This window comes from Photobacterium swingsii, assembly GCF_024346715.1.
GTDB classification, from domain to species: Bacteria; Pseudomonadota; Gammaproteobacteria; order Enterobacterales; family Vibrionaceae; genus Photobacterium; species Photobacterium swingsii.
Genome location: NZ_AP024853.1, coordinates 1,052,313 through 1,069,148, shown reverse-complemented (window position 1 = coordinate 1,069,148; position 16,836 = coordinate 1,052,313). Strand labels below are relative to the sequence as shown.

At 44.2% G+C, this 16,836-nt stretch carries 13 protein-coding genes; 10 read left to right on the top strand and 3 right to left on the bottom strand.

Annotated features, from left to right (window positions below):
- Positions 1–2 precede the first annotated feature (2 nt).
- A complete protein-coding gene (locus tag OCU77_RS22090; protein ID WP_048897498.1) occupies positions 3–3,083 on the bottom strand; it encodes a chondroitinase family polysaccharide lyase in 3,081 nt (1,026 codons plus the stop codon).
- Positions 3,084–3,641: 558 nt separating this feature from the next.
- Here OCU77_RS22090 and OCU77_RS22085 point away from each other — a divergent pair.
- The 8 genes from OCU77_RS22085 (at position 3,642) to OCU77_RS22050 (ending at position 13,166) form a co-directional block, all read left to right on the top strand.
- Entirely contained in the window at positions 3,642–3,902 is a 261-nt protein-coding gene (locus tag OCU77_RS22085; RefSeq protein WP_048897499.1) for a hypothetical protein, read from the top strand.
- Between the two features lie 1,521 nt (positions 3,903–5,423).
- Positions 5,424–6,677: an anaerobic sulfatase maturase gene (locus OCU77_RS22080; protein ID WP_048897502.1), complete on the top strand. Its 1,254-nt coding sequence runs from the start codon at positions 5,424–5,426 to the stop codon at positions 6,675–6,677.
- Positions 6,678–6,727: 50 nt separating this feature from the next.
- Positions 6,728–8,335, top strand: a complete 1,608-nt coding sequence (locus OCU77_RS22075; RefSeq protein WP_048897503.1) for a sulfatase family protein — start codon at positions 6,728–6,730, stop codon at positions 8,333–8,335.
- A gap of 62 nt (positions 8,336–8,397) precedes the next feature.
- Positions 8,398–9,879: a DUF2264 domain-containing protein gene (locus OCU77_RS22070; RefSeq protein ID WP_048897504.1), complete on the top strand. Its 1,482-nt coding sequence runs from the start codon at positions 8,398–8,400 to the stop codon at positions 9,877–9,879.
- Positions 9,880–9,988: 109 nt separating this feature from the next.
- Positions 9,989–10,843: a tagatose bisphosphate family class II aldolase gene (locus tag OCU77_RS22065; RefSeq protein ID WP_048897505.1), complete on the top strand. Its 855-nt coding sequence runs from the start codon at positions 9,989–9,991 to the stop codon at positions 10,841–10,843.
- A gap of 121 nt (positions 10,844–10,964) precedes the next feature.
- Positions 10,965–11,945, top strand: a complete 981-nt coding sequence (locus tag OCU77_RS22060; protein ID WP_390624775.1) for a sugar kinase — start codon at positions 10,965–10,967, stop codon at positions 11,943–11,945.
- Positions 11,935–12,588: a bifunctional 4-hydroxy-2-oxoglutarate aldolase/2-dehydro-3-deoxy-phosphogluconate aldolase gene (locus OCU77_RS22055; protein ID WP_107302587.1), complete on the top strand. Its 654-nt coding sequence runs from the start codon at positions 11,935–11,937 to the stop codon at positions 12,586–12,588. The genes OCU77_RS22060 and OCU77_RS22055 overlap by 11 nt, the downstream gene beginning before the upstream one ends.
- A gap of 11 nt (positions 12,589–12,599) precedes the next feature.
- Complete coding sequence (locus OCU77_RS22050) at positions 12,600–13,166, top strand: DJ-1/PfpI family protein (protein ID WP_048897506.1); 567 nt, start codon at positions 12,600–12,602, stop codon at positions 13,164–13,166.
- Between the two features lie 98 nt (positions 13,167–13,264).
- Here the strand turns inward: OCU77_RS22050 and OCU77_RS22045 are convergent, their stop codons facing one another.
- Positions 13,265–14,950 carry an ABC transporter substrate-binding protein gene (locus tag OCU77_RS22045; protein ID WP_107302621.1) on the bottom strand — a complete coding sequence of 562 codons (1,686 nt, stop codon included), beginning with the start codon at positions 14,948–14,950 and terminating at the stop codon, positions 13,265–13,267.
- A gap of 66 nt (positions 14,951–15,016) precedes the next feature.
- On the opposite strand from OCU77_RS22045, the gene OCU77_RS22040 reads away from it, so the two are divergent.
- The gene (locus tag OCU77_RS22040) at positions 15,017–15,172 is read left to right on the top strand and encodes a hypothetical protein (protein ID WP_162845614.1); all 156 of its coding nucleotides are present in this window, start codon (positions 15,017–15,019) and stop codon (positions 15,170–15,172) included.
- A 33-nt stretch (positions 15,173–15,205) separates the two neighbouring features.
- Here OCU77_RS22040 and OCU77_RS22035 read toward each other — a convergent pair whose 3' ends face one another.
- Positions 15,206–15,802 carry a TetR/AcrR family transcriptional regulator gene (locus tag OCU77_RS22035; RefSeq protein ID WP_048897507.1) on the bottom strand — a complete coding sequence of 199 codons (597 nt, stop codon included), beginning with the start codon at positions 15,800–15,802 and terminating at the stop codon, positions 15,206–15,208.
- Positions 15,803–15,848: 46 nt separating this feature from the next.
- Between OCU77_RS22035 and OCU77_RS22030 the strand changes: the two genes are divergently transcribed.
- A complete protein-coding gene (locus OCU77_RS22030; protein WP_204375141.1) occupies positions 15,849–16,796 on the top strand; it encodes a DJ-1/PfpI family protein in 948 nt (315 codons plus the stop codon).
- Positions 16,797–16,836: the final 40 nt, after the last annotated feature.

The following is a 16,836-nucleotide window of genomic DNA, read 5'->3' as shown; positions in this document are numbered from 1 at the left end:
ACTTATACTTTTTTCAGCATGAATTTTTCAGGTTTTGCGTCTTTGGTGGTAACACGTATTGTGGTGTTTCCTTCGGTAGTAGATTGGACAGAGACTTGACTGTTGCTACCTATCAGTTGCCATTGCCCTTTGAGCGTAAACTCGCTGCTGACGGGTTGTGATAGGTTAAAGCGCCAATCTCTATCGTAGATACTGACTTCGACTTGCTCGCCATTGGCGTCTACTTGGTCAGGATCTTGCCCTTGGTAGAGCGCGAGATCTGGATTCACCACACTCAGTGACAACTGATCTTGAGCAGGGCTGGCTTGAAGCATGATTTGGCTCGCGCTTGCCGATGACAATACCCAACCCGCTTGATTGGTTGTTGTTGGGCTAAAGAACGCATAGCTTTCGACACCTTGCTCTGTTCTTACCGCGTGCAGTTTTTGGTCTTTTTGCAGCACAGTATAGATTGGTTTCACAGCATCTTGAGCCGCAATCTTAATCGCATACTCATAGTTACCATTGGTCGGCGCTTTGCCATGCTCTATCACAGCGGTCGCAAATTGACCTGTTGTTGGTGCGCCATCATCTTCATCATTGGATTGCTGCGTTTGATAGGTGAAGTGGATTTGTTGTCCCGCACTGCTGGTCACAAAGTAGCGATTGCCTGCTGGGTCTAGCAAAGTGGTGTCGTTGGCATAGATAGAATCGGTACCAAGGGTGTCTATTTGTTGTCCATTGATCTCGACAGGCTCAAGGTTTTTAACACTGTGCTGGAATAACGTCGTTTGGGTTTCGTGCTCAGCAATATTGTTCTTGATGCCAGAACCCAGCGCGACCACTTTATTCCCAAAGATGAAATAGGATTTATGGGCGTAGAAGCTCTGCTGTTGGTATTTTTTATGCCCGTGCAGCGTCATCGCAAACATTGCATTGTCGTTGCCTAGCGTATTCGCGCCAGAGTAGCTTTCTGTAGATAACAGCATCTCCTCAATGCCAGCTCCCGGCAATTGGTTCAACTGAGCACGAAGTTCGTTATTTGGCATTTGAATCGTGGTTGTGCCCGGGTAGCGATTCCAGTCCCAGCCATCATGGCTAAACGCCCGTTTGCTCAGATCAGCTGGTGTGATCTCAAGTTGACCATATTGCAGGTAACGCCCATAAAGGTTGTTGGCAGCATAGGTTTCGTTGCCCACTAAATAGCGACTAAAGCCTCTTGCGGTCGCGAGCCAAGACTGTGTGGTATCAACAGGGTTAGCGCCTCGTGCTATCGCCATAGAGGCGTAGTTCATTGCCCATACCCCAGTCGGTTCTTTTTCGGCAGAGATACCTTCAAAGCTCGGCTTGTTGGTTAAGTTAGCGTAGGCCGCAGCAAGTTCGTGATCGATAGCTTCGGATTGATCAGGTTCGCCAGATTGTGCCATCCATTTAAATGGGGTCGCAGATATCTTTTGCTTACCGTCTGGGTGACGACCACTTAATACAATGGGGGTTTGAGTTTCTTTGGTGTAAACCCGCATTTTGAGTAAGACGTCTTTGATCCTTTCATGAGCCTGTTGGGATATTTGATAGCTGCTGTGGCTTAAACCAAAAATAACCCCAGATAAGCCGCCAAAAGCATCTTTGCCGTAGGCTGGGTAATGTTGTGAGTGATGGAATACACTGCCATCGGGTTTAAAGCCACCGCCTAAACCATCAGAGCTTAATAGCGTGGTGCTTAACCATGACTGCAACTGATGAAGCATGGTTTGGCGCTGCGCCTGATCGGGCAGTAACAAAAAGCTCTTTGTCATCCACTGCAATTGGGTATTAAGAATATCCACGTTAGAAGAATTAATGTCTTTATCTTGTTCATATACGCGGCCTGTCGCGTTAAACCACATCATGGATTGCTGGGCTTGTTGAAGCAGATTTTGTTCAGCGAGCAGTTTTCGGGCAACAAACAATGCATCGAAGAACTCCCGAGTTTGGTAGCCAACATGGGTGATGATTTGGAAACCTGAGCCACCTTCCCAACCTTGATCAAAGGCGTATCGCGCTGCGTCGGTGAAGGCTTTTTCTAGCGCCGCTTTGTTTTCAGTTGATAGCGATAGGCTGCGAAGGTACTTGGCAGTTTCAAGCATGGTTTTACCCAGCGTCCGAATACTCATGGTGTCGGTGAGCATGGCCAGAGTATCGTCACTCACTATGCCTGTTTTTAGGAAGTTGTGCCTTTTAGGGTGATCGAGTGGTTTACCCACATAGCTGCCATCACTGTTTTGGCTGATCATGAATGCTTGGTATTTTGCTAAGTTATCATCGACCTTTTGTTGGGAAATGACTTGCTGACTATTTACCCCTAAGTGTTTATCGAAGTTTTGATACAAGACAGCGGTATCACCTTGGCTGTCATCGAAGGCAAGATCGTAGTTAAAGCTTGGCTGTTGGTCGCGCAGCATTTGATCGTACATCAATAATGCCGTCCAGTTTTTACTGGCCATGTTAACGACATTCGGGTTAACAAAAGGCTGCTGAATATCGGCGGTTGGCCAACGGTTATCGACAGGAACTGCCATCATTGCCTGATCAAAATAGAGCGTGCCGTTGGTGTCGGGAGCTGTGACGGTTAAGCGGTTCATGCCTGCGCTAGGCGTGCCTTTCATATCTCTAAACGGCACAGATATACCGCGCCACCCTTTGAAGTTTAAGCCATAGCTAAATTGGCTTTGCTGGTTGTCATCGGTGCCAAATTGAAATGTCAGTGACTTATCGGATGGCGTTTCGTTGTAGATCCACGCCATGAAAGTGTAGGGGGTGATGTCACTGTCATCGGTTTTGTAGCCAATATCTTGGGAGAAAACTAATTGGCTATTAGGGTTAAAACGCCACTGCAAAGCATTATTACCATCTTTGAAGTGTTTATTGCTGATCGTTAATGGCTTTATCGACGTTGTTGTAATCGACGAGGGGAGTCCATGTTCAAAAAAATACATATACCCGCCGGGTTCGGTTTTTCCTGCTCCGCCTTTGTCGCTTTCAACATTTTCGCTATTACAGCCCGTTAAGGCCAATAACAAGCTCACTGCGAGGTAGCTTGGCTTACACCATTTTGTTGTGTTCATTGTTTTCCCTTACTTACGTTATTTGATAACGAAGGGTAATGAAAGTGTTATAGCGTTTTGTTGAGCGACCTCACACTGAATAGCAATCAATGGCTTTCAAATGGTTTCATTTGTGGTTTTTGATCGGTTATCACATTTCATAATATTTCGTTGTTGGATTTGATTTGATTTTTTTGACTTATCTGTTTTCGTTATTGGCTGGTGGTTACTTTCAAAAGTGATGCTTCGTATGTGTTGTGAAAGATTACACTTGGTGTGGTTTAATATTTTAACGTTGTTGCTGTTTTGCACTCGTTACCTTTTGCATCGACAGTTAATTGGGCTTGTGCTGATCAAGTGGTAGGCGGTGTAACTGTTATGCGAAAGTAGGGAGCTCGCTGGAAATGTGCAGAGGCGCGCTTGTGTGCTCATGGCTAGCACGTTTATTCCCCTGAATGGGCTCTCTCTTTTTATTATAAAACTGCAATGTGCTTTGATTTGACTAAATTTTTATAACCTAGGTAACATGAGCCAACGCGGATTACGATTTGCTACTTCAACTTGGTTTATGAGGATACCATGAGTTTAAAAATAACCACCCAAAGAGTTGATACGTGGAAGAAACGTATTCAAAGAGATGAGCTAAAAGGTTCAACATACTTTTGTCAACAAGGTGGAAAAGTCTGGGTTTCTGCATCGGCAGACCATCAAGCTATATGTTTTAAAGTTTTGGGTAAAGACTCTGGAACCAGTTCTCTGGAAAGCTACTTGAGATGGGATGATGTTAGCTCAGTTGACCTAGTTGAGTTGTTATTTCAAATCGAATTTACGAAACAATAGTTGAGGTTCAACATATATCTGGCAGAGGTGCATTGTGAAAAGAATCAAGAATGCAAGATACCCACATTTTCTAAGGCAAAATGAGTCTCTGATAGCTCGTAATATCAAATGCTTATTTTTGAACTTATGGGATGTTATGACAGGAAATCGGGGCTACATCGGAGTGGATTATGACGATTATCGAAAAAATTGGTTAAATAAAGATATGAGGATTAACCATAGAGCCAATTTGATTCAGTCGCTTAGCCCATACTTAAATCACAGTGCAGTCAAGGATGCAATAGACTCGCTGGCTCAGTCAGAGGACCTCACTTTATCTAGCAATGAGATATATCTAGTGTGGCAAAATGTTTCTGAAACAATTGATGAGGTTTGTCGATATGACGTCAAGCACCCGCTAGTGGAGGTGGAACGAGACTTGGCTAGAGTATATCGTTCAAGTTGAACTCCCTTAGTTCTTGGGTGATGCAGTCAAGCCTGAATTAGTGCGCATTAATCTTTATTAAGCTAAATGCCCACTGGCGTGTTATTGATGACGGACGAAACACCGTCTATGTGAAGAGCGTGTTCTCACCAAAGGTTGAAACACGCTATATTCGACAACGCCTTTGATGATTAAGCAATATCCTTCATGACATGATTACTTTTTCACTTCATAGACGTTAGTACTTCAGCCCAGAAATCCTTATCATTAGGATGGTGGTACATACTACATGAGAAAACCAGCCCGAACACACTTGGTTTATCAGTGCGAGTCTTCTCACTCCTTAAGACTCCCTGTGCGATTGAATTCGCCACAACCATGCTTGGTTTGTTTTCAATAGCCAGCTGCAATTGTGATTGCGCAAGTTGAATACTATTCCAATACTCAGATAGAGCATTATCAGAGTAAGCTTGTGTATATAATGAAAGGCATTGGCTTGTGTTAACAACCTCTGAATCGTAGAGATGTTCATCTGACAGCACTGATAGGTTTGCCAAACTGATTCTAGGGAAAGTTAAAAATAAAAGTACCAATGAATACACTATATTTTGATTTGCCTTCAAACTAACAATACCCCTTTATTTTCAATTTGATAGATTATATTAACATTTTCGATGCCGTTGGTTGCATATTTTCTGGCTGATATGACAGCGGAGCATTCGTTGATAATTTAACTGAATCTAACGCTCTTCATCTTAAAGGTTTTCAGCTCGTTAATAGTTATCCCTTTCAAGATGATATTTCTAATAGTTAAAGAGAAGTAAGATCAAAGCTCTAACATTGAAGTGCCTAGATATTAGCCCCTCCTTATATTCTCTCCACCATGTCAACTCCCGATGTAGCACCCCCAATAGTGCTGCATACGCCTTTCACTTCCTTCGCTTTACATCTTTCATTTTCGATTGATATCGATCTTTAGCTTTTCTCTTTCTTTCAGTTGCTTTTGAAATAGTCTTTATTGTGACTTTTGTCATTTTATTCTTACGATTTCTTTCGTAGTATTTTCAAACTCCTTCGATTCGAGAAATGGAATTACGATGAAGCAAACACAGAACGCCCGTTTTCATATGATGGCAAAGCCTGCGAGTTATCGTTGTAACTTAAAGTGTGATTATTGCTTCTATCTTGAAAAAGAAACCATGCTCGATGGCGGTGAGGTTACGCCTGCGGGCATGTCATCTGATCGTATGTCGGATGGGATGCTAAAGCGCTATGTGCGTGATTACATTCGATCTCAAGATGCCGATACCATCGATTTTGCATGGCAAGGAGGTGAGCCAACACTGGCGGGATTGGCATTTTATGAATCGGTTGTGAAATACCAAGCGCAGTATGCCAACGGCAAAACCATTACCAACAGTTTTCAGACCAATGCGATAGCGATTAATCGCCAGTGGGCGGCATTTTTCAAGCAACATAACTTTCTGATTGGGGTGTCGATTGATGGTGTAGCCGAGGTGCACGATCAGTATCGTATTTCGGTAAACGGAAAACCAACCTTTGCGCGTGTTAAGCAAGCGATTGATTTACTCAAAGAGTATCAGGTTGAGTTCAATACCCTCACGGTGATTAACGATAAGAACTGGCACCGTGGTAAGGAAACCTATCTCGCGCTAAAACAATTAGGCGCGCAGTTCATGCAATTTATTCCCATTGTTGAAGTTGAGCCTAGCTGCCAAAGCGCGGCCAGCGGCCATTACACCCTAAATTTAGACGCCAAATTAGCCCACTTTTCTGTGCCTGCTAAAGGCTATGGCCAGTTTATGACGGATGTATTCGATGAGTGGGTGAAAGAGGATGTCGGTACTGTGTTTGTCCGTATGTTCGATAGTATTCTCGCCACTTGGATGGGTTACCCAGCTTCGGTGTGCGTGCAATCCAAAGAGTGTGGTCAAGCCATGATCTTGGAAGCCAATGGCGACATGTATTCATGTGACCATTACGTTTACCCCGCCAATAAATTGGGCAATATCGCAACCACGAACATCGCCTCGCTAGCAACCAGCAAACAGCAACTGCGATTTGGCAAAGCCAAGCAGACCAAATTGACCGATAAATGCCAGCAATGTGAAGTCCATGCATTGTGTTATGGCGGTTGCCCTAAACACCGCATTTCGCCCATTCAAGGCGAGAAATATAAGCAGAATTATCTGTGCGCTTCTTATCAACGCATTTTCCACCATACAGCGCCAGCCATGCACTTAATGACTCAAGAAATTCAGCGTGGTGGTGTTGCCGCAAGCGTAATGGCGACTCTCAAGAATTTAAAGCATAGCGAGCAACCTCGTTAGTTTTACTCGGTTTCAAATCAACAGTTAACCCTCAAATAAAGGAGTAGAGAATGAATCTGTTACTGCCGAAAAAAACCATACTGGCTGGTTTTGTTGCGGCTGCTTGTGCTGTTACCCCGACCCTGAGTCAGGCGGCAGAAAAAGTGGAACAACCCAATGTGTTATTGATTGTGATGGATGATCTTGGGTCTGCGCAATTGGACTTTGCCCTAGATAATATAAATAAAGATGAATTGGTTAAGCGTCCGGTACCCGCGCGCTACGACGGCGATTTTGACCAGCTTTATGATGCGGCGAAGCGCTCGATGCCAAACATCACCCAGCTAGCCAATGAAGGCGTGCGGATGACGAATGCCTACGTTGCAACCCCTGTTTGTGGCCCTTCTCGTGCAGGTATGATGACAGGCCGTTTCCCTCATAGTTTTGGTACCTACAGTAATGATGATGCCAAGCTGGGGATCCCGCTTGATATCAAACTGCTGCCTGCATTAATGAATGAAAACGGTTATGCAACGGCCAATATTGGTAAGTACCACAACGCCAAAGTCCGCAAAGAGTTCATACCTAAAGATGAACAAAGTCGTGATTACCACGATAATCAAATCTCGCTTGCTGAACCAGGCTACGGCCCTGAAGAGCGTGGCTTCGATTATTCCTACAGCTACTATGTGTCAGGCGCTGCGTTATATAATTCACCGACCGTATTCCGTAATGGAAAGAGTGCGCCAGCGCCAGGTTACCTCACTTATAACCTGACCAATGAGGCGATCCAGTTTATTGAAAAAGCGGATAAAGAAAAGCAGCCTTTCTTCATCAACTTAGCTTACAGCGTGCCACATATTCCGCTAGAACAGCCGGCACCTGCTAAGTTCATGGAGCGCTTTAATACCGGTAATCTTGAAGTCGATAAGTACTATGCCCACGTGAATGCGTCGGATGAAGGAATCGGCAAAATCATCGCTAAATTGAAAGAAATGGGTGAGTACGAGAACACCCTGATCTTCTTCCTTTCAGATAACGGCGCCGTGCATGAATCACCTATGCCAATGAACGGCATGGATCGCGCATTTAAAGGCCAGCGTTACCGTGGCGGGGTACATGTTCCGTTTATTGCCCACTGGAAAGGTCATCTTCCAGAAGGCCGTTCAGATAATACGATGATTTCTGCAATGGATATTCTGCCAACCGCACTGGCGGCTGCAGGTATTAAGATCCCAACAGAAATGAAAGTGGACGGTAAAGACATTATGCCCTTGCTAAAAGGCAAGGCTGAGCAACCGCACCCTTACTTGTACTGGGCGGGTCCACGCGCACTTCACTACGATTCAAGTAATGCTGATTTTTGGAGTAACTACTGGAAATGGATCACTTACGAGACCAATGAATTCATTCCAAGCCCTTACATTGAAAAGCATTCAAAAGGGGAGTGGGCGATTAAAGATCAGAACTGGTCTTTGCATTATTACGATGATGGCAAAGGTGAGTACGAGCTTTACAACTATGCCAAAGATCCTGCTGAGTCGAAAAACCTCGCTAAGCAATACCCAGAAAAAATGAAAGAGCTGAAAATGGCTTTTTACGATTGGATTAAAACCAAGCCAGCACCAATCGCTTGGGGGCAAGATCGCTACCAAATTCTGACTGATTCTGCCAAGTAACGTGTAATTAGGCCTCTTCGGAGGCCTTTCTTTATCTGCTTCTACCTGTAAAGAGACATCCCATGCCTAAGACTATTGCTGCGACGCCGCGGCCAACCATCCCCTATGAACACCCTGATGCGGCCATGTATTTCAAGCTATTTAAGGAAAACATCGTGCGCTTGTGTCATCGCAAGTCGGCCTATCAGCAGCATGATGAAACCATTCGTAAGTTGTTCAGTAACGATGGCGCGTCACTGAAAGCGCAATGCGAAGCCTTGGTGGCTTATACTGCGGAAGCCTTTGAACATTATGCAGTATGGGATTATACCCACGCCTATTACCCCGGTCGGCCGAGCCAACAGACCGCGCGTACAGATGCTATCGAAGGCGTTAGCCGCGTGCTTCCAACCTTGGCGACTTGGCTTCATAGTCAAGAGGGCGAGTACACGCCTTTACAAGGTTTAAATGGTAAGTCGATTGATGTGGTAAACATTATCCGCACAGCATTGCTAGCAGGAACGGATCCGAGTCATAAAGGCTACTGGGGCACATTGCACGACTATGATCAGCGAATTTGTGAAAGTGCAGATTTAGCGTTAACCCTCTGGCTGACCAAAGCGCATATTTGGCAGCAACTGGATACCCAGCAACAACAGCAAATTGCCGCGTGGTTTGAACAAATTCCGCCACTTAAAACACTGGATAATAACTGGCAGCTTTTCACCTTAACCGTAAGTTTCGTGTTGAAAGATTTAACCGGTAAAGAGTGGGTTGATCACAGTAAATATCAAAGAATAAAAGAGTTTTATGTCGGTGATGGCTGGTTCCGTGACGGCGCGAATGGCAATTACGACTATTACAATGTGTGGGGCTTTTTCTATTCTCTGTACTGGATCGATCAGATTGATCCTGACTACGACGCGACCTTTATTCACCAAGCCATGAGTGATTTTGTGGCGGGTTATCGTTACTTCTTTACTCCTCAAGGTTTGCCCTTGTTTGGCCGAAGTGCCTGTTATCGCTTGTCTGCTGCTGTGCCCTTGTTGGCTGCTGTCGATCAACAATCGAGTGCGATAGAGATAGGTGAAGCAAAACGCGCTTTTCGCACTAATCTTCAATACTTCATTGCGAATGGCGCGCTTAAGTCAGGTGCTCCAACCCAAGGGGTTTTCGACGATGATAGCCGCTTAGTTGACAATTATAGCGGCCCTGCCAGTAGTTTTTGGTCGCTGCGCGCGTTGAACATAGCTCTTTATGTAGGCGGGCGTACTGGCTTGTGGCAAGCACAAGAGCTGCCATTAGAGATAGAAAAAGGCGATTTTGACTTTCAAATCCCAGCCATAGACGCCCATGTTATCGGAACTTTCAAAACGAAAGAGGTAACGGTTTTGTTTTTGAGTGACTACACCCAAGAGCAGACGCCATTATCACGCCGTTTATTACGACAAAATCTAGCTGATAAGGCGTTAGAAGTGGTTAGTGGCAGGGCGTTAAGGCCTAAAAACAACCTTTTACGTAAAGGCATTACCTGTTACACATCGAAAATGTCACATTTCTTTTAGTTTCGTAAGTTTTCACTTTGAAAGTGTAGTGTGATCTTGATCTATTTACTTTCTTTCTTTTTCGAATAAGATTAAAGCGAAAGTTAACGAAGGTCTTTAGGGGTTTTATATGTTTTTGGTTTCATCGCGTGAAATGCTTCACAAAGCGCAGCTTGGTGGCTATGCCGTCCCTGCATTCAATATTCACAATCTAGAGACGGTACAGGTTGTTGTGGAAACCGCAGCAGAGATGCGTTCACCGGTTATCTTAGCGGGTACACCGGGCACGTTTTCTTATGCGGGTACTGACTATTTAGTTGGAATTTGTAAAGAAGCGGCCAAGCGTTATGAAATGCCCATTGCTTTACACCTCGATCATCATGAGTCGTATACCGATATTCGCCAAAAAATCGAAGCGGGTATTAAGTCAGCCATGATTGATGGTTCACACTTACCTTTTGAAGAAAATATTGAATTGGTTAAAAAAGTGGTGGCGTTCTGTCACCGTTGGGACTGCTCGGTTGAAGCTGAGTTAGGTCGTTTAGGTGGTCAGGAAGACGATCTGATTGTTGATAGCAAAGATGCCCTGTTTACCGATCCTGATAACGCCATTGAGTTTATCGAAAAAACGGGCATTGATTCGCTAGCGATTGCGATTGGTACTGCACATGGTATGTACAAAGAAGAACCATGTTTAGACTTTGATCGTCTTGGCATTATTCGCAGTAAAACGGATGTGCCTTTGGTGTTACATGGCGCATCTGGCGTGCCAGATCAAGATGTTCGCCGTTGCATTGAATTGGGTATCACCAAGGTTAATGTGGCGACTGAGTTGAAGATTGCCTTCTCTGATGCCGTTAAACAGTACTTCCTTGATAACCCATCAGCTAACGATCCTCGTCATTACATTGTTCCGGGTAAGGCGGCAATGAAACAAGTGGTGATCGACAAAATTCGCGTATGTGGTAGCGAAGGAAAACTCTAATACCTGCGTAACTCTGACAATTTACAAAACACTATCTTAATGCTCCTGGCTATGAATATTGGTGTTCCCCCCATCGCTAATACCATAGCCCTTTTTTTAATCTGATTCGTTAGGTCAATAAATGATGAAGATGCGACAACCCACTTCCCAAAAGAAAGTTGCCATTATTGGCGAATGCATGATTGAACTCAGTGGTAAGCCTTTTGAAAGTCAAATGCAAAGCTATGGTGGCGATACGCTCAATACTGCCGTTTATCTTTCCCGCCTTTGCACTGGGCTAACACCTTATTACGTTACAGGCTTAGGTTGTGATAGCTACAGCCAAAACATGCGAGCTATGTGGCAGCAAGAAGGCATTGATACTTCTCTGGTACTGACGATGGAAGGTAAGCTGCCGGGGCTTTATGCCATTCAAATTGATGATTTTGGCGAGCGTAGTTTTCATTACTGGCGTAACGATTCTGCCGCGCGATATTTGTGCGAGCACAATGGCTTTTTTGCTGTCGTTGAGCAGCTTAAAACCATGGACCTTATTTATTTGTCGGGTATATCGCTAGCGATTCTACCTGATGAAGGTAAAACGGCGCTGTTGCATGCTTTGGCTTCGTTAAAACAACATAACGTGAAAATTGCCGTGGACTCGAATTATCGTCCGCGTTTATGGCCGAATCCCAGTGATGCGCGTAAGTGGCTAGACCGTCTTTATCAACTCAGCGATATCGCGCTGGTGACAGCTGATGATGAAGACTTATTGCTTGATCAAGACAATACGCCACCAGAGCAGATTGCCGATCGTCTTCATCATTTGGGGATTGACCAAGTGGTGGTGAAGTTGGGGGCTGACGGTGCGATGTGGTCTTGTCACCAAGAGCGAGGTGTTGTGGCGGGTCAGAAAGTTGACCAAGTTGTTGATACAACAGCGGCAGGTGATTCCTTTAATGGCGCTTATTTAGCGGCGTGGTGCCATGGCATGTCTATGGCGGAATCGTGTTATTGGGGCAATGCATTAGCCGCCCAAGTTATTCAATGCAAAGGCGCGATTGTGCCCACTAACCAAATTAATCATATAACGACAGCGATGAGTGAAGTAAATGAAAACTAATACATGGATAGATGCGTTACGGGCGCTGCGTGTGATGCCGGTTATTCAAATTGAAGATGCGAAAGATGCAGTCCCTTTGGCGAAAGTGCTGATGGAAAATGGTTTGCCAGCGGCTGAAATTACGTTTCGTACCGAAGCCGCCGCTGATGCTATCGCGCAAATTCGTGCTGCTTACCCTGAGATCACCTTGTGCGCTGGCACGATATTAACGGGCGAACAGGCAGACGCGGCAATGGCAGCAGGCGCTGATTTTGTGGTGAGCCCTGGCTTTAATCCCAATACCGTTAAGCATTGTCTAGAAAAGGGCATCAAAATTATTCCTGGTGTTAATAATCCGAGCCAAGTGGAACAGGCCTTGGAGATGGGCATTCAAGCCATGAAGTTTTTCCCTGCCGAAGCCTCAGGTGGGATCAGCATGCTGAAATCACTCACTGGCCCTTATGGCAATATTCAATTAATGCCAACAGGCGGTGTTAAGCCTGCCAATTTAATGGAGTATTTGGTTATTCCTCAAGTCTTTACGTGTGGTGGAACTTGGATAGCACCAACCGCTGCCATTCGTGCCAATGATTGGCCGACGATAGCAAATAATGTACGTGAAACGTGCGCGCTGCTCGGTCTAAACCAGAGCCAAAGCGAATAGGAGCGAACAAGATGGAAAAACACGTAGCGGTACTGTTGGCAGACGGCTTTGAAGAAGGTGAAGCGGTTGTCTTTATCGACATTATGCGTCGTTTAGATATTAAGGTGGATGTGCTGTCGTGCATGGAAACCACGGCGCTGCAAACCTACTTTGAAACACGGATCAGTGCCGATGACACCTTAGCCAATAAATGCCATCAAACTTACGATGCCGTGATGATGCCTGGCGGCCCGAAAGGAACGGATAATTTATCGGCTAACCCTATGGTGGTTGAGTTTTTGCAGCAGCATATTGAGGCCGACAAATACATCTGCGCCTTATGCTCATCAGGCGCTAAAGTGTTAGCGGCGAATAACTTGTTACAAGGGCGTAATTACACCACAGGTGGTGGCCTTGAGAAGAAGTTTGCTGATGGCAATTTTGTCGATCAAAAAGTGGTGATCGACGGTAAATTTATCAGTGGCAAAGGCTTAGGGGTTAGCTTTGAATTTGCTTTCACTGTGGCAAAAGCTCTGCTCACAGACGATCCGCAAAAAGTTGATTGGCAAGCGAGCCATATTTACTTTGAGCACTGGTAAATACGATTAGATCTGTCAGCAGAACTGACGGGAGAGAAATAAGATCAAAGAGGTATATGAAAATATACCTCTTTTCTTTTGTTAAGCGGCTAACAGTGTTAATCCTCAAACCACAACTTTCTTAGCGATACCGTGCCTGCGCTGTCTGTTTCTGCACCTTGTAGTGATTTATCAAAGTTATAACTGAGTGAATCTCGCCATAAAGGGAAGAAGACGCCATGTTGAATGAGCCAATCTTCACAACGGTGAAGCTGATCTAAGTAATGGGTTTCGCTACTGCTGGTGAGTAAGAGCTTATCGACAATATTCAAAAAGACCGCTTGTTGTTGTGGCGATAAGCAGTACTTAAAGACTGAGCTGCAAATGAGCCACTTGTAGTAACCAAACATATCGTCATCGGAGAATACATAGCCACCGATAGCCATGTCGTATTGGGTATGTTGGGATTCGTCGTCAGAAAATACTTCAATGTTAGCCCCTTTGCTTTCTAGATAGTGAAGCAATTGGATGCGGTATTTATTGGAGTGTGATGCCAACACCTTGAGTGTTTGAGTTGGTCGCTTCATCTCATGATGATATAGGTAGACGCCTTGGTGCTGGTGGTAACCGACGACCGAGTTGGCGACAGGCAAAATATCCTGAGTGACATGATGACAAAACTCTCGCGCATGGTGAAAAATCCAGGCTTTTTCATCCATCGACAATGAGCTTTTGGTGGTTGGAAACGAAATGATATCGCAACCCGTTTGGAGTGGAATTTGATCGCAAGCGATGAAGCCATTAGATGAATAACCGTGATGGACAATATGGCCCTGAACTTTTGCCTCTGCGGTATCGCTGGTCCAAAATTCAGCTTTATCGATAAAACCACCATTGGAAAAATAGTCTGGGTTTTTAACCAGCACCCATTGATGTTTATCGTATGATTCCAGCTTGAATGGTCCTGTACCATAGGGAATATCATCGTCATTTGATTCGAGATAGATGGCCGAGTGCATATCAGCAAGAATATGGAGAATCGCGTGTTGCTTGTGAGTCATTGCCAAAATAACCCAAGATCCCTGAGTGCGAACGGCTTTAATATGGCGATACAGCTGTTGATAGGTGTGAGGTTTACCTACCCGATCGGTTATGCAAGTTGCGACATGTTTGGCTGTGAGCTTCTCACCATTGTGAAAGACCACATCGGGGCGAAGACGGAGCCATAATTCATTGTCTCTAAATTCATAATAGTGCGCTAAATGAGGACGAATAGTTTTTGTTTCGCTGTCATACTTCAATAAAGTATCGAACAGGGCATCCACATAGAGCCGTGAAGCCGCACGGTAAGCCCAGAGTGGGTGAAAGTTGGGGATGGTATAAGGAACAAGCGTAATAAGGGTGTTCTGTGCTTTTAGGTTTTCTTGTGCTGCTGATAGCCAATGCGGTAAGCGCTTTCGGAAAGTGTTGTTAAACCCAAATATATCAGCATAACGCGATGCTTCACTCAATTGCCCTTTGTGACAGTACAGCTCAAGAACCTGCATTAAGGTCGCTTCAAAATTCGTCAGGATAGTGATTTCTGATTTATTTCCACGCCCTCTTCCCGGTTGCCACGAAAGCCAACCAATATTCGCTAGTGTTTTAACTAACTTGGCAACATTTCGATCAGAGCAGTTTAGTTGCTTAGACAGGGTCGGGATGTCTGTTTTGGTGGTTTGGTGCGGCTCATAATGATCGCACAGCTGCTTGAGGCGCTGCAGATGAACTTGATTAATAAAAGGTGAACTCTGGTTTCCTACCATATCATTATTACTTCCTGTTTTTTGACTAATAATAACCACAACAAAATGTGAGTACAGGAAAAAATCATGAATCCATTAAGCTATACCCTTCATACTTTGAATGCGAAGCAGTTGTTAGTCGAACCAGAGATAAGAGCAACCACGACGAATGAAAAACAAAATCACATTGGCTTATACCTGATGATCTTTGTGGTTGGTGTTGTATTGGGTATGACACTCTAGTTGGTTGTTATATAAGCCATGAGACATATACGGCTATTGGGGATTTGTTTCGTCTTTAAGAGCGCCGGCAATGATTGATCTGGTCATTGTTTGCATATGCAGTGCTTGCTTGTTCACACTTAAGGGAGATGTTCTATGAACGAGTTGGATAACATTTTCTATATACATTGCAGCTAAGGTGGCAGACAAAAGCGGAATTGGAATGATCATTGGCTGATTATTGAAAGCAATGACGAGCTTCTGCTCGATATAGCCAGCGAGCTTGGCTTTTACTAATCGGAAGCCTTGAGGCCAATCTTTATCTAATTTAAAGCTCATTGGGCGTCTAAAGTTACTTTGGGTGGTTAGTGTTATAAACATAGTTTCAACGGATGGACGTACCTCAGTGCTTAGCCAATCTTCTTTTGTTGTTAGATCGGATAAAAAACGCTCGAAAATAGCATCGTGCATCTCGAGTAGCACTTCTAACTTTCGCTCAAAATGTCGGTAGAAAGTGCTTTTACTAACATCGGCTCGATCTAAGATTTCTCCGATAGAAATATCACAATAATCTTTACTTCTAAGTAAGTCCTGGAAGGCACTAATTATACGTGACCGGCTTTTATTGTTTTGTTTTTTTGCTTGTCCCATGTTTGGCTCGAGTTCATGTTTAGCGACTTCATTATATTAACTTACATTGAAAGATGAGCATTGGGTTTTAGTGGGACTTTTTCGCCGAATTGTTCCAATTGGGACTTTTGATGATAGTTGTTTCTTCTTGCTATTAGACGGGTTTGTCAAAATTGAAGTAACAAACATAAATGAAGTTTTTAATATGAAAGATCTAATATGTGGCCGACGTCGATTTATCAAACGTAGCGTTATCGGGGCTTTAGGCGTGGGCTTATTTAATAATACTTTAATTTCTGAAGTAAAAGCCGATGAGCTAGCTTTGGCAAAACCGATAAGAGATCGAGTTAATAATAGCGGGAAGCTGAATGTAGGTATTTATTTATACCCTAACATGACAATGCTAGATGCTTATGCACCATTACAGGTGTTGGCTTTGCAGCCAAGCATGAATACTTTTACTTTTTCTAAAGAGAAAGTGGCCTTGCCTTGTGATGCGAAGATTCAATTGTTGCCCGATTATGGCTTTAGTGATTGCCCTGAAATCGATATTTTGATTGTTCCTGGCGCGGCTAATCCAAGCGAACAAATGAAAGATAGCGACGTTATCTCTTTCTTAAAGAAAGCCGGTGAAAAAGCTAAATATATTACTTCCGTGTGTACTGGTTCACTTATTTTAGCGGAAACTGGGCTACTTGATGGCTATAAAACAACAACGCATTGGGCATATGCTGAGGCACTGAACGCGTACCCAAAAGTGTCATTTGTCGATGAGCGAGTTGTCATTGATCGTAATCGTGTAAGTGGCGGCGGTATTACATCGGGCTTAGACTTTGCTTTTAGCTTGATTGCAGAAGTTGTAGATGAGGAGCAGGCAAAAGCGGCGGAATTATTGTTAGAGTATAACCCTCAGCCTTTGTTTAATTCTGGTGATCACCATACAGCTGACCCCATCTTGAAAAATAATATTCAAAATAAAATTTATGGCTTAGCGAGCGACCTTTTTAATCGATAGATTTTACTTTATATGTATATTTATCAGGTGGGTAGGATGT